The organism is Alteromonas sp. 07-89-2 (assembly GCF_013113925.1).
Lineage (GTDB): Bacteria > Pseudomonadota > Gammaproteobacteria > Enterobacterales > Alteromonadaceae > Alteromonas > Alteromonas macleodii.
In genome coordinates this window covers 65861-80668 of sequence record NZ_VTYM01000013.1, presented here as the reverse complement: position 1 = coordinate 80668, position 14808 = coordinate 65861, and the positions used below count along the sequence as shown (strand labels likewise).

Sequence of the window (14808 nt, the reverse complement as noted above, 5' to 3'; positions counted from 1 at the left end):
ATTTACTTGCCTCCGCTGCCGGTAGTCGACTCGTAGGAAGGCATATTTTCAGGTTTAACGTGCTTAATGCCTTTCATTTTTTCAGCTAGCTCAGGCGGCATGTACTCTTCATCGTGCTTCGCTAGTACTTCCTGCGCTTTAATGCTGCTTGCACCAGTGAGCACTCCGGTTGCTACAATGCCTTGGCCTTCGCGGAATAAATCAGGAAGGATGCCGGTGTAAGTCACAGTCACCGTTGGGCCAGTATCGATAAGGTCAAAGCTCACCGCTAAGCTTTCTTGATCCCTTTTCACACTGCCAGGTACCACCATACCGCCTATACGAAGACGCTGGCCAACCTGCGGTTTCTGGCCGTTTTTACCTTCAATGATTTCGCTTGGCGTATAGAAAAGGTCAATACTGTCGTTAAGCGCGTAAAGCATCAATCCAATTGCACTTACTATTAAAAAACCGATAATTCCCACTACGGCTAGTCGCTGCTTTCGTCTCGGGTTCATGCAACTCTCACTTCGAAAAAACTAATAAACAATAAAAACGCAAATGAATGCTAAGTTCACTTTTCACATTAACACTTAGGTGTTGTCTTGCTGTTGCTGTCGCGCTTTTTTAATACGCGCTTTGCGTTCTTTTTCCACCACTACCTGCTTTAAAAGGTCGCGATGTTTACTAAAACTCTGAATAGCGATAATGCCCATTGCTAAGAACGTAACGCCAAACGAAAGCCATACATAAAATGCATAGCCTCCCATATTTAAAAAATCGGCAAAGGATTCAAACTGCATCTTAACTGCCCTCTTTTAAACTAGCAGTAGCCGCATCACCAGGTTGTTGATTTAATGCTTTATTCATTGCTAGCGCTTGTACCCAAGGTCGGTGCATTTCTCTAAGCACAATCTCATTACGTAATCGTACAGTGGTCACAGCCCCAATAAAAAAAGCGAAGCCCAGCAGGTTAATTAACAACGGCCACAGCATTTCAGGGGCAATCGAAGGGTTGTCGAATTTACTGATAGTCGCCCCTTGATGCAACGTATTCCACCACTCTACCGAGTAGTGAATAATGGGGATATTTACTACACCTACAAGCGCCATTACGCCTGCGGCTTTGCCCGCCTGTTGCTTATCTTCAAACGCACCATAGAGCGCAATCACACCTATGTACAAGAAAAGCAGAATAAGCTCTGAAGTTAGGCGTGCGTCCCACACCCACCAAGCGCCCCACATTGGCTTACCCCAAGCGGCGCCGGTGAACAAAGCAATAAACGTCATTACTGCGCCGATAGGCGCCATAGCAATCATGCTCATATAAGCGGTGCGCCACTGCCAAACCATACCCACCAAGGCCGCAATCGCCATGGCCACATAGGTGCCCATAGACAAAATGGCGCTAGGTACATGGATATAGATGATTCTAAATGAATCGCCCTGCTGATAATCTTGAGGCGCAAAGGCCAGCCCCCACACGGTGCCTACGCTTAAACACGCTAGAGCGCCAACCCAAAACCAAGGCTGTAAAGTTAAACAAAGCTGATAGGCTCGCTCTGTTTTTGCGTAGGGATGTAACCACTTCCACATTAGTTTTGACTCACTTTTAAAGAATATGCGATGGCAAACGGTGCCAATGCCGCAGCCAATAAAAGCATGGCGGCAATAATAGCAAGTTGCGCATGATAAGGTAATTGCAGTGCGGCAGAATCCACAGCCGACGTGGCAAATATCAGTAACGGAATAAAGACAGGGATAAGTAGCAGTGCCAACAGCACTCCACCTTTTTGCAATCCAACGGTAAGCCCTACTGCAATGGCACCAATTAAGGAAAGTAACGGCGTCCCCAATATCAAGGTTAAAACAAGGGCGATATACATATCGACCGTTAAATTCAAAAACATGGCGAGTAGCGGAGACAACAGCAATAATGGTACAAAGCTAACCAGCCAATGGGCAGCCACTTTTACCGCACTCACCGCTGGTAATGGCATACCAGATAACATGTACTGCTCTAGCGACCCGTCTTGAAAATCATCGCGAAACAGCCTTTCCATCGCCATGAGCGATGACAAAATTGCCGCAATCCATATTACCCCTGGTCCAATGCGTTGAAGGGTGTCGGGAGACGGACTAACGCCTAAGGGAAATAAGGTCACCACCATAAGCAAAAACATCAGAGGTTGCACTAATTCTGCTTTTTGCTTGAACGCAACCTGCATGTCGCGCTTAAAAATTCCTTGGTAAAGTGACATTAAAAACGGTACTCCAAATCGAATACACGGTTTTCCCCTGCAGTTTCTGATAGGTGTTGATGCGAAGTAGTAATGATGAGACCACCGCGACCAACGTGCTCTTTCATACTTTTTTCAAGCATGTGAACCCCTTTTACATCAAGCGCTGTAAACGGTTCGTCCAGTATCCACACCTTTGCTGGCTTTAGCCACAGTCTCGATAGCGCCACACGACGCTGTTGACCGGCCGATAAATACCTTACGGGTACATCTTCAAGTCCAACTAATCCCACTTTCTCTAATACATCAAAAATCGTGTTAACAGGCACCGATACATTATGTTGAGCTAGCCAGAACGATAGATTGTCTAGGGCAGAGAGACTGCCGTTAGTTCCGCTTTTATGGCCAAGATAAAAAAGGTCTTGGTAATAACCTGTCTTGTCCGCTGAAATGTCCATGCCGTTGTACAATACTGCACCTGAATCAGGTGAACTCAGTCCTGTTAAAATGCGCAGCAAGCTGGTTTTCCCTGCACCGTTAGGACCGCGTAAATACAGCAACTCACCGGGTTCGACAACCAGTGAAAGCCCTTCAAAAAGGGTTCTGTCTCGTTTGCTGCAGGTTAATCCGCGCGCCTCTAACACTACCTGGCTACTCCAACCTTAAAAAGAGGTTCTAAAAAATGGCGCTAGTCTACCACATGAACGCTTTTTCGCAGTCGCGAATTCCAATTAAATATGATTTACTTCAATGACAAAGGTATTTTTCCTGAGAGCCATCCGTCGTGAGTAAGTGTTATCCCTCCGCCTAAAGGATGAATTCTTTTGCTTCATCTTATCAACTGGTCAATAACGAAACTGCCAAACAGAGCTTTGCTATACTCAAATAAGTAAGGAAAAGCGCGACATTGCCGATATCTCAATTATGACAACACCACTATCATCTCTATTGGCAGCCGCTCTAAATCAAACAACTGGCCCGACGTCGCCTGTCTCGGCCGCTTTATCGTCTACAGATGCCGCTACTCAAGGATCGAGTCGAGGAGCAACGCCTCTGATTGCCAACGCTGCGCTTTCGCAGGCTACCGTTTTAGACAATGCGGCGAAAGTGATAGTTGAACGCTTGCCTGAACGAGTGCTATCGATAACGATGACATCGAGTAATGGATCGTCAAATTTAGCGCCGTCGGTCGCCCAAGTATTGCACGTTGCCTTACCCGCAGAAGTTAGCGCTAAACTCTCCAAACACGCTATTCATAATGCGCAAATTGCTCTTCTGCCCCAAACTTCAGACCAGATCTCAAACCCAGAAACGAAAAGTGTTCAAAATGCTTCTCAGAGTCAGTTAAGCGCTCAGTCTGCAATACTCCTTTCTACAAGTTTGTTTCAACAAGGCGCGTCATTGTCAGCGCCCGATAAAGCTGAATTACTGAAAGCCGTGGCACAAGCGCTTGCTGCAAATAACGCCGCCGTTACGCTTAAGGGTCAGCTGTCTATTTCTACAAAAAATAAAAGCTTCGGGCAGCTCATTCTCACCACGGCTAAAAACGTGGATGTTCCCCTTACAGACATAAACACTGAAAAGCTGGATAGCACGGCGAAAGCAGCGCTTCAAAAGCTGGTCGGCCAGCAGGTCGTTATAGGACTAAGCCGAGCAAGCAGCGGTGGAATCGCTTTGCAAATCTCTCAAGGTTTTTCCAATGGAAGCGCTGCCCCAAGAGCCAACCACAATAATTTCGCCGCTATAACCCATAAAAATGTAAGTACCAACTTACAGCAACAGCTAATTTCCAGTGCTCTTAAGCAAGGCGGCGTTGCTGTTGAGCATAACTTGAGTAACCCGCCACAACTTAACGCGATGTTAAAAGGTTCTGATGCTGACACTAACGCGTTAAAAGTGCTTTCTGCTTTAACCTTAACGGGTAGCAAACTCTCGATTCGCACTGCGCAACAAAGCGCGTTATTACAAATAAGTTTACCGCAGAGCAAGGCCCCTTCCCTTTCGGCTCCAACTTTGAATCTGGAGCAGGTAAATAAACTTAACCTTACACAATTACCAAAAGTGACGGCGAAAGGGCTCGATGCCGTCACGGGAAATAGCTCGCTCGAAGCCTCTTCATCCATTACAAACCTAAAAGCAGCGGCTCCCACATCGCTTAAAGGAACGGATGTACACAACGCAATTAGTACACTTTCTCGGGTATTATTGAGCCAAACAGGCAGTACCAGCCAAGCATTAAGCCAACTCGTTGCTATTGTTGAGAATGGAAAGTTACCGCCCGGCAGCGGCGCTTCTCAAGCACATGGAGCCCAGCATTTTGATAAAATTTTGCAGCACCTAAAAGGTCTTGATGCACTCAACGCGAAACCTTCGCAACTCAAAATATCTAATGGAGCGTTTATCGGCCCGCCTAAGCCTTCCAGTGAACAACTGCTAGCAACGGCAAAAGCGTCTCTGACTGACGGAAAAGATACCATGTCACCCGAGACTATTGGCACGCAAGGAAAAGGCAGTGGAAGTAAGCCTTCTCTTGTGTCATTTGCCTCTCTCGCACAAGCATTAAGCACACAGGCCAAAGGTTTATCGAATAGCTTACTGAGTAATATTGCTGCGCAACTAGCGGCTACACAAGGTAAAGGCGCAGAGATACCACCAGTGGTTTCAGATAGCCCCACCAGTCTAACCGGCTCAAAAACAAACGAAAGTGTAACTGGTGAGAACGTAGGCGCTGTCGGCGATGTAAAAAACGGCGCGAAAAAACTAGCGCCCGATATGAACGAGCAAGGATTGTCGCAACGCTTGCAGCAGCTTATATCCTCACAGGCGCTGGTTACCACACCAATAAACTTAACCTCACCCGTAAACGCTTCCAGCTTCGTTCAAGGGCTGGTCGCCTTAGTTCAATTAGCACTAGCGGGGCGTGCCATGCAGCGTCAGCCTGGCTTAAAAACGCAAATAGATGCGCCTGACTCTATCGTTTCAAAAACGTTAGCGAATATGGGGGTAACGACTCAACCAAGTCGCGTTAGCCAAGACATGAACCAGTTAGACGGCAGACAACAGCTGCTTTCTCAACTTAAAACGCTGCTAAGTAGCCACCAGCAAAACAAAATTGCTAATGTAGATAGCCGTATTCAAGGGCAAGATAGTTTCTATTATATATTGCCATCACTTTCACAACATCAAAGTCCACCAGAACTCTTGATAAAACGAGAGCTGGGTGGCCAAGACAATAAGCACGCACAAGCAGGCCAACGTTCTCTTTGGAATATCACGATGAAGCTGGACATTGGTGACAGCGGACAAGTGTTGGCAAAATCAAAAATTGATAAAAGCACCATTACGTTAGACTTATATGCATCCAACGATGAAGTACTTAGGCGCATTGGCGATACCCTACCCTATTTGCAAAAACGTCTTACTTCGCTCGGCCTGGTTGTTGAAAACACCAGCTACCAGCGAGGCCACATTCCGAACACATTAAATTCGCGTCCTCATCAAATCTTTGAAACTAGGGTTTAGATAAAGCGTTTATGACTGATTCGCAAAAGACAAAACGCGCCATCGGCCTAAAATATGACGGCGGCGATAAGAAAAACGCACCTAAAGTGGTTGCGAAAGGCTATGGAGATTTGGCGGAAGCCATCATAGCCATGGCTGAAGAAACCGGGATATTAATTCACGAAGACCCATACTTAAGCGAAGTCCTTGCTACCCTTGATGTGGGGCAAGATATCCCTGAATCGCTGTATTATGTAATTGCCGAGTTGCTGGCCTATTCTTATGTCCTTCAAGGAAAAATCCCTCCTGGTTGGGAGGGAATTATCAAGCGTATCGACTTTGAAGTGTAGTAAACACAAAACTAAAGCGTATTGAACCTGCACTTCGAGTGTTAAATTGTCCACCTTGTAAAAAACCTTGATGCCACAAAGAATAAGCCCACTTTTAGCAGGCTTATTACAAAGATGCTAAACATCCACATGGTGCTAGGTAAGCAGTTTTGTTATCTAAACAGGACCTTTTCCTTGTTAAACCAATGGATACAGAAGAAAATCAGTCCGGTTGCAATAACTGCGGTAGACGTGAATATGCCAAAGAGTGCAAAGTAGTCCATGGTACCTTTGAACAGCTCTTTCATCGCTAGGGCAACGTTAGTCAGCGGTACCCAAACCCAGCCGCCTTTAAGCTCTACACCCGGCATCATGGCTATAATTACAGGGAAAATAACCACCATAATTAACGACCCCATGTAGCTTTGCGCCTCTTTAAACGAGCGAGCATAAATTGAAAGTGATAGTAGAATAGCGGCGAAAACTGCCACCACTGGCACCAACATTAGAAAGATCAGCAGGAAGTCCACAAGACCAATCATCGACATGATCTTAACCACAAACTCAACGGCCATGCCTTGCGATAACACCAGTCCCCATATAGCCATGGAAGAAACCGTAATAAGCGCAGTAATTATCCCCGCAGTAGCGATAGTAAAGAATTTACCCAGTACCAGCTTATGACGGTCCATCGGCGATATAAGTAGTGTTTCTAATGTACCCCGCTCTTTCTCACCGGCACCTAAGTCAGCCGCTGGGGCCATAGCGCCTTGAAGGCACAAGATGAAGATGAAATATGGCAGCATACCGCCTAAGCGTTCACCCCACACTTCGCGATCGTCGGCGACATTTTGCTTTTCTATCTTGATTGGCTTTAGCAAGGCCTCTTGCTGAGTTTCATCTAGATTAAGCTGCGCAAAAGCGGTTTGTTGGAATGCATCGGTGTATTCATCAATGATGTCGGATACGCGCCCCATCACCTTATTTAGACCAGCATCGTTGAGATAAAGCTCAATGTTATGCTGACCTGAACGCAAAACATCGCTATCAAAGGTTTCGGGAATAACCAAAACAAAATCTAATGTTTCGTTTTTGATGAGTTTAGCGTAGTCAGTCTCATCGCCAATCGCAACCGATTCGAATTTATCTGATGCGTCGTTAAAAGACTGAACAATTGCTGGCGCGTAAGCTTCACCCACTATCGCGTATTTCAGTATTTTATTTTCCGCTTTATCCGCCGCTGAACTCATGAAAAAGAACGCGACACCGAAAATAGCTGGGAATAATAAAAGCGGTAGACCAATCATGAATATGATGGTTTTCTTATCCCGTAATAGTTCTTTGAATTCCTTTTTAAAGATTAACCACATTACCCATCTCCTCAGAATCCATTGATAGTGTTTTTAGGAAGCTCTTATGCATTTGCCCGCCAGCCCCGTCATTACCAGACAAAGCGCTAAAGGCAGCTAGCGAATCGTTAAATACCGTTTCACCTTGGTTAATCACGGTCACCTTGTCGCAAAGGGTTTGCACCTCATCAAGGTGGTGAGTAGAGAAAATAACCGGGGTACCTTTATCTTTAAGGCGCTGAATAAATTCCATCACGGTACTCGTTGCCATAATATCAAGGCCGGTAGTAGGCTCATCAAGCACCACTAGTTCAGGCTCGTGTATAACAGCGCGAGCAATAGAAACTTTTTGCTTCATCCCTGATGAGAAATTCTCGGCACGTCTATCAAGGAAGGTTTGCATATCGAGTAAATCAGCTAACTCTTCAATACGCGCGTTAATCACATTTTTTGGAATACCGTGCAACTCACCGAAGTAGCTAATATTCTCTCGGCCACTCAAACGACCATAAAGGCCCGTTGAGCTAGATAAAAAGCCAATTTTTTTACGGGCAATATTAGGGTTAGAAAGCACATCCTCACCACCAATGATAACTTTTCCGCTATCAGGCTTTAGTGCTGTTGAAAGCATGCGAAGTGTGGTTGTTTTGCCAGCTCCATTTGGCCCTAACAGCCCAAGTACCTGTCCTTTTTCGCAAGTAAACGACACATCCCTTACCGACTGGAAATAGCGTCCTTTTAATCGCGGGTCCTTTTTTTCCTGTTCACTAAGCTTTTTCGGGTTCTCCACCTCAAAACGCTTAGCAAGGCCTGATATTTCAATCATTTCCCTTCCCTCTTCTCACGTGTGAACAGTAGCACCGTTCATTCTTGTTGTAGGCTTGCTTTGCTGTAGCCGCAAATTATGCCGTTCTATTTGTTTAAAATTGTTTTAGCGTACTAACCAGCTTTGGCAGTAGTGGCCATTGCATCCTAGTAGTCTGTACTTACAAATATTTATTACAGCATTCCTTGTTTTTATTTGTTGTACAAGTTTCAGCCTTGCATTAAGTGTTAGTAAATATTTCTTAATATACCCTTTGATGAAGCCATAAAAAAACCCACCTAGCGGTGGGTTTTTAATATGCGGTTAAGCGCTAATTTTACTCAGGAAGCACATCGTCTTCTTGCTGAGGTACCGCTTCCTCTACTTTCATTGTTTTAGAAAGCAAAAGTTCTTGGCGGATCTTGGTTTCAATCTCGTTTGCGATCTCAGGGTTCTCTTTCAAGAACTTCATTACGTTCGCTTTACCTTGACCAATGCGGTCACCCTTGTAGCTATACCAAGCACCCGCTTTATCAACTAGCTTTTGCTTAACACCAAGGTCGATAAGCTCAGCTTCTTTGCTGATACCTTCGCCGTAGCGGATCATAAATTCAGCTTGCTTAAACGGAGGTGCAACTTTGTTCTTCACTACCTTAACGCGAGTTTCGTTACCGACTACCTCGTCGCCTTCTTTAACCGCACCAATACGGCGAATGTCTAGACGAACAGAAGAGTAGAACTTAAGCGCGTTACCACCGGTTGTAGTTTCTGGGTTACCAAACATAACACCAATCTTCATACGAATTTGGTTAATGAAGATACACAGTGTATTTGAACGCTTGATGTTTGCAGTAAGCTTACGCAACGCTTGCGACATTAGACGCGCCTGAAGACCGACGTGAGAATCACCCATGTCACCTTCAATTTCTGCTTTAGGTGTAAGCGCCGCTACCGAGTCAACAATAACAACATCTACCGCACCTGAACGTACAAGCATGTCGCAAATTTCTAGCGCTTGCTCACCAGTATCGGGCTGAGATACCAATAGTTCGTCGATGTTTACGCCAAGTTTTTCAGCATATACCGGGTCTAGTGCGTGTTCAGCATCAACGAAAGCACAGGTTTTACCCTTGCGCTGCGCTTCAGCAATAACTTGAAGTGTTAGCGTGGTTTTACCTGATGATTCTGGCCCGTAGATTTCAACAACACGTCCACATGGCAAACCGCCTATACCTAGAGCGATATCAATGGTAAGTGAGCCAGTAGAAATCGCTTCAATATCCATGGCTTGGTTATCGCCTAAACGCATGATAGCGCCTTTACCAAATTGCTTTTCAATTTGGCCAACTGCGGCGGTTAAAGCTTTTGATTTGTTATCGTCCACGTATGTATCCTCTAGGATTTGCGGTTAAATTCTGTATTGGCGTTTTCCATATCTTGTATAAAACTACCAAATAATGATCATATTCTATACTGTACAAGCATACAGTTTCAACCAGTGTTTTTAATTTTCACTCAACATTTTAACTAAGTGAGTAATCGCAAAGCTAATAGCGTGTTGACGTACTTCGTCGCGATTGCCGCTAAACACCTGTTTAATTTGCGCTTCGTGCTCCCCACACAAAAAGCCAAACCACACAGTGCCCACCGGTTTTGCGTCGCTACCACCGCCAGGACCGGCAATGCCACTAACCGTTACAACAAGTTGCGCTCCGCTATTACAGCGCACGCCGTCTGCCATTTCAATTACCGTTTGCTTCGACACCGCGCCGTACTCTTTTAGCGTCTGCTCTGTTACGCCCAGTATGCTTTGCTTTGCGTCGTTTGAGTACGTCACCCAGGATTGGTTAAACCAATCAGAGCTGCCAGCCACACTGGTAAAAGCAAAAGCGACTCCTCCGCCTGTACACGACTCAGCGCTTGATACAGTCCAACCTTTTTCCCTTAGTGCGTCGCCTAACACCTGAACTTGCGCAGATAATGCACTATCAAGCGTTAAAGGGGTGGCGTTTGCTGTCGAATCAGTTGAAAATGTTGTGCTCATTTGGATATACCTAATTACACCTGTTGTGCTTTATCAGATCTTCGCTTGATCTTAGTGGGCGTGAGTTTATCATTTATTCCCCTCAACAGGCATTAAACCCAGCAACAAATTCGCAGAGGCATTTTTGGAATCACATACTCCTATGATGCGCCAATACCTGACTATTAAGGCGCAGCATCCGAATATTTTACTGTTTTATCGCATGGGCGACTTTTATGAGTTGTTTTACGACGATGCAAAAAAAGCTGCTGAATTACTGGATATTTCATTAACAGCCAGAGGAAAATCTGGTGGTGAACCTATTCCTATGGCTGGTGTGCCTTATCATGCGGTAGAAAGCTATCTGTCACGCTTAGTGAAAATGGGCGAGTCAGTAGCCATTTGTGAACAGGTAGGCGACCCAGCCACCAGTAAAGGCCCTGTTGAACGCGCAGTACAACGCATTGTTACGCCCGGTACAGTCACCGACGAAGCGCTGTTAGAAGAACGTCGCGACAATATTCTGGCCGCCGTTTGTGGTCACAGTATGCACTATGGGCTGGCAACCCTAGATGTTACAAGCGGTCGTTTTGTTGTGTTTGAATGTGACAGCGATGAAAGCCTACTTGCTGAAATTCAGCGCATTAACCCAGCTGAACTACTCTATCCTGAAGGATTTGAAAGCTTAGCATTGGTTGAAAACCGCAAAGGACTTAGACGCCGTCCTGAATGGGAATTCGACATTGATACCGCCACAGAGCAATTAAACGCACAGTTTGAAACCAAAACATTAGATGGCTTTGGAATAAAAGGCGTCACTAAAGGCTTAGGTGCGGCGGGCTGCGTTTTACAATATGTAAAGGATACCCAGCGTACTGCTCTGCCTCACATTCGCCGCATTCAGACCGAACAGCAAGACAGCCGCGTTCAGCTTGATGCTGCCACCCGCAGAAACCTAGAACTTACCCATAATTTGTCGGGCGGACAGGAAAATACGCTGTTTAGCGTGATGGATACCACCACTACGGCCATGGGTAGTCGTATGCTACAGCGTGTTATTCACTCGCCTTTAACTGATCAGCATGAACTGCACAGCCGCTTAGATGCTGTTGAAACGTTTATTAATGATGACCCTGAAGATATTCGCACCGCGTTAAAGCACATTGGTGATATAGAACGTATTATGGCGCGCTTAGCCCTTCGTTCAGCGCGGCCACGGGACTTTGCTCGCCTAAAAAATGCGTTTAATGCGCTGCCTGACTTACAAGATGCCTTAGCGCGGTTCGACACAGGCCAAATCAGAAGTATTAGCGAAACCATTGGCACTTACCCTGAGCTTCAAGCCCTGTTAAATGATGCCATTATTGATAACCCGCCAGTGGTAATACGCGATGGCGGCGTGATTGCCGAGGGCTACAACGCCGAACTTGATGAATTGCGTAAGCTATCACAAGGAGCTACCGACTACTTAGACGCTATGGAACAACGTGAGCGCGAGCGCACCGGCATTTCTACGCTAAAAGTGGGCTATAACAAAGTTCACGGGTTCTTTATTGAAATTAGCCGGGCCAACAGTGCATTAGCGCCTGCTGAATATATTCGAAGACAAACCCTTAAAAACACTGAACGTTATATAACGCCAGAACTTAAAGAGCACGAAGATAAAGTGCTAAGCAGTCAGGGTGCTGCACTTGCTCTTGAAAAGCAGCTTTACGAAGCCTTATTCGACAACTTTGCGCCACACTTAAACAACTTAATTGAAACTGCCGCGGCTCTAGCCAAATTAGATGTGCTGTGCTGTTTTGCCGAACGCGCAGTCTCCCTTGATTGGTATCGACCTCATTTGAGTCAAGAATGTGCGCTTACTTATGATGCCGGTCGCCACCCTGTGGTTGAGAATGTAATGAAAGACCCCTTCATTGCCAACCCGCTTCAGCTAGATACCGAGCGCCGCATGCTGATTATTACTGGCCCGAACATGGGCGGTAAATCAACCTATATGCGCCAAACCGCGCTGATTGCCCTGTTGGCCTGTATTGGCAGTTTTGTACCTGCAGAAAATGCCCACATAGGAAAGCTTGATCGCATCTTTACCCGTATAGGCGCATCAGATGACTTAGCCTCAGGTCGTTCTACCTTTATGGTTGAGATGACAGAGACGGCGAACATTCTAAACAATGCCACAGAAAACTCTCTGGTATTAATGGATGAAATAGGCCGTGGCACCAGTACTTATGATGGATTGTCTCTGGCGTGGGCATGCGCGAGTTATTTGGCAAAACAGCTAAATGCTTATACGCTTTTTGCCACGCATTATTTCGAACTTACTGAACTTCCAGAAACGCAAAGCGGCGTAGTGAATGTGCACTTAGATGCGATGGAGTTTGAAGATACCATACGCTTCATGCATACCGTATCAGAAGGCGCGGCGAGCAAAAGCTTTGGTTTACAAGTTGCCCAACTTGCAGGCGTACCTAAGGCGGTAATAAAAGCGGCGCAACAGAAGCTTGCGGTGTTGGAATCATCACACCTTATGACCAGCACGGAAGATGGATCAGAGAAAGCCAGCGATGAGGCTGTTGTAGCGAAGAGCTCGGTAAAAGGTGTAAATAAAACAAGCGCATCAGTTAAAGCTACACCAAATACCAAAGGCCAAGCTGAAATGCTGTTCCCTGATAAGCCGCACCCGGTAGTAGAAGCCCTTGAAAACTTGTCACCCGATGAGCTATCACCGCGCCAAGCGCTAGACCTTATCTACACACTTAAGCGCCTGAGCCAATCTTAAAGCAAGCTTAAGCGCGTATAAATTGCGCATCATGTGGGCAAATTGATTGTCTGCCCACATGAATTTGCGTATACTATCGCCCCGTCCAAAGTGTAGCTGGTTTTGTTCTAAACTCAGCCTATATTTACCATACAACCCAAACGTTCTAGGTTTCGCATGACAAATTATATTTTCGTCACCGGTGGTGTAGTTTCATCGCTAGGTAAAGGTATTGCTGCAGCATCGTTGGCCGCAATTCTGGAAGCTCGCGGTCTCACCGTAACCATGTTAAAACTCGACCCTTACATCAATGTCGACCCGGGCACTATGAGCCCTATCCAGCATGGTGAAGTATTTGTTACCGATGACGGCGCTGAGACCGACCTTGATCTTGGTCACTATGAGCGTTTTATTCGCACCCGCATGACTAAGCGCAACAACTTCACTACCGGCCGTGTATATGAAGAAGTGTTAAAGCGCGAGCGTCGCGGTGATTACCTTGGTGCAACTATTCAGGTTATCCCTCATATCACCAATGAAATTAAGCGCCGCGTAATTGAAGGTGCTGAAGGTCATGATGTAGCTATTGTTGAAGTGGGCGGAACCGTAGGTGACATCGAGTCACAACCTTTCTTAGAAGCTATTCGTCAACTAGGTACCGAAGTAGGCCGTGAACGCGCTATGTTCATGCACTTAACGCTAGTACCTTATATGCCAGCATCAGGTGAAGTAAAAACTAAGCCTACGCAGCACTCGGTAAAAGAGCTTCGCTCTATTGGTATTCAACCAGACATTCTCGTTTGTCGTTCAGTAGGTGCATTGCCGGCTAGTGAGCGCTCGAAAATCGCCCTATTCACAAACGTTGCTGACAAAGCCGTTATTTCTTTGAAAGACGTAGACAGCATTTACCGCATCCCTGCTGCACTTAAAGCACAAGGCATGGATCAGTTAGTTGTAGACCGCTTCGGTCTTGAGTGTGAAGAAGCCGACTTATCTGAGTGGGAACAAGTACTTTACGCAGAATCAAACCCTACTGCAGAAGTTAACATTGGCATGGTAGGCAAGTATGTTGAATTACCTGACGCTTATAAGTCTGTTAATGAAGCGCTTAAGCATGCTGGTCTTAAAAACCGTCTAACTGTGAACATCCACCACATTGACTCACAAGACGTGGAAAGCAAAGGTACCCAAATTCTAGAACAACTTGATGCTATCTTAGTACCTGGTGGCTTTGGTGAGCGCGGTATAGAAGGCAAAATTGCTGCTGCGCGTTATGCTCGTGAAAACAAAGTTCCTTATCTTGGCATTTGCTTAGGTATGCAGGTAGCACTTATCGAATTCGCTCGTAATGTTGCGGGTATGGAAAACGCGAATAGCACAGAGTTTGACTCTGAAACCCCTTACCCTGTAGTCGGCCTTATCACTGAGTGGTTAGATGCTGCAGGAACAACTGAAACTCGCACAGAAAACTCAGATCTTGGCGGTACCATGCGTCTAGGTAGTCAGCTATGTCACCTTATTGAAGGTACAAAAGTTCATGAGATGTATGGTAATGCCGAAATTTATGAGCGTCACCGTCACCGTTACGAAGTGAACAACAATCTGCGTGACCAAATTGAAGCTGCAGGATTGAAAGTAAGTGGTTTGTCCACTGACAAGCGACTTGTAGAAGTGGTGGAAATCCCTGATCATCCTTGGTTCATTGCGGGCCAATTCCACCCTGAGTTCACATCAACTCCTCGGGATGGACACCCATTATTCACTGGTTTCGTTGCTGCGGCAGGAAAATACCAGAAAGAAAATCACTAATTTCTAATA

13 protein-coding genes are annotated in these 14808 nt (G+C 45.9%); 4 read left to right on the top strand and 9 right to left on the bottom strand.

The window, feature by feature from the left end:
- Positions 1-2 precede the first annotated feature (2 nt).
- The 5 genes from ccmE to ccmA form a co-directional block, all read right to left on the bottom strand.
- Positions 3-497: a cytochrome c maturation protein CcmE gene (gene ccmE / locus F0261_RS10710; protein ID WP_014975831.1), complete on the bottom strand. Its 495-nt coding sequence runs from the start codon at positions 495-497 to the stop codon at positions 3-5.
- 75 nt (positions 498-572) lie between these two features.
- Entirely contained in the window at positions 573-782 is a 210-nt protein-coding gene (gene ccmD, locus F0261_RS10705; RefSeq protein WP_014975830.1) for a heme exporter protein CcmD, read from the bottom strand.
- Between the two features lies 1 nt (position 783).
- The gene (locus F0261_RS10700; protein WP_171337941.1) at positions 784-1575 is read right to left on the bottom strand and encodes a heme ABC transporter permease; all 792 of its coding nucleotides are present in this window, start codon (positions 1573-1575) and stop codon (positions 784-786) included.
- The gene (gene ccmB / locus F0261_RS10695; protein ID WP_014948512.1) at positions 1575-2240 is read right to left on the bottom strand and encodes a heme exporter protein CcmB; all 666 of its coding nucleotides are present in this window, start codon (positions 2238-2240) and stop codon (positions 1575-1577) included. Before ccmB ends, F0261_RS10700 begins: the two co-directional genes overlap by 1 nt.
- Positions 2240-2863, bottom strand: coding sequence for a cytochrome c biogenesis heme-transporting ATPase CcmA (ccmA, locus tag F0261_RS10690; RefSeq protein WP_014978522.1), 624 nt, complete (start codon positions 2861-2863; stop codon positions 2240-2242). The genes ccmB and ccmA overlap by 1 nt, the downstream gene beginning before the upstream one ends.
- A 280-nt stretch (positions 2864-3143) precedes the next feature.
- Here ccmA and F0261_RS10685 point away from each other — a divergent pair, with 280 nt between their 5' ends.
- Complete coding sequence (locus F0261_RS10685) at positions 3144-5741, top strand: flagellar hook-length control protein FliK (RefSeq protein WP_171337940.1); 2598 nt, start codon at positions 3144-3146, stop codon at positions 5739-5741.
- An 11-nt stretch (positions 5742-5752) separates the two neighbouring features.
- Entirely contained in the window at positions 5753-6070 is a 318-nt protein-coding gene (locus F0261_RS10680; RefSeq protein WP_014948509.1) for an EscU/YscU/HrcU family type III secretion system export apparatus switch protein, read from the top strand.
- Positions 6071-6222: 152 nt separating this feature from the next.
- Here the strand turns inward: F0261_RS10680 and F0261_RS10675 are convergent, their stop codons facing one another.
- From F0261_RS10675 to F0261_RS10660, 4 genes are all read right to left on the bottom strand, one after another.
- The gene (locus tag F0261_RS10675; protein WP_049585957.1) at positions 6223-7419 is read right to left on the bottom strand and encodes an ABC transporter permease; all 1197 of its coding nucleotides are present in this window, start codon (positions 7417-7419) and stop codon (positions 6223-6225) included.
- Positions 7403-8224, bottom strand: coding sequence for an ABC transporter ATP-binding protein (locus F0261_RS10670; protein WP_014978519.1), 822 nt, complete (start codon positions 8222-8224; stop codon positions 7403-7405). The genes F0261_RS10675 and F0261_RS10670 overlap by 17 nt, the downstream gene beginning before the upstream one ends.
- A 316-nt stretch (positions 8225-8540) precedes the next feature.
- Positions 8541-9587, bottom strand: coding sequence for a recombinase RecA (gene recA / locus F0261_RS10665; protein ID WP_171337939.1), 1047 nt, complete (start codon positions 9585-9587; stop codon positions 8541-8543).
- A 120-nt stretch (positions 9588-9707) separates the two neighbouring features.
- The gene (locus F0261_RS10660; protein ID WP_171337938.1) at positions 9708-10247 is read right to left on the bottom strand and encodes a CinA family protein; all 540 of its coding nucleotides are present in this window, start codon (positions 10245-10247) and stop codon (positions 9708-9710) included.
- A gap of 142 nt (positions 10248-10389) precedes the next feature.
- Here F0261_RS10660 and mutS point away from each other — a divergent pair, with 142 nt between their 5' ends.
- Together mutS and F0261_RS10650 are read left to right on the top strand one after the other, a co-directional pair.
- Complete coding sequence (gene mutS, locus F0261_RS10655; RefSeq protein WP_171337953.1) at positions 10390-13011, top strand: DNA mismatch repair protein MutS; 2622 nt, start codon at positions 10390-10392, stop codon at positions 13009-13011.
- A 156-nt stretch (positions 13012-13167) separates the two neighbouring features.
- Entirely contained in the window at positions 13168-14799 is a 1632-nt protein-coding gene (locus F0261_RS10650) for a CTP synthase (RefSeq protein ID WP_014978516.1), read from the top strand.
- The last annotated feature ends 9 nt before the right edge of the window (positions 14800-14808 follow it).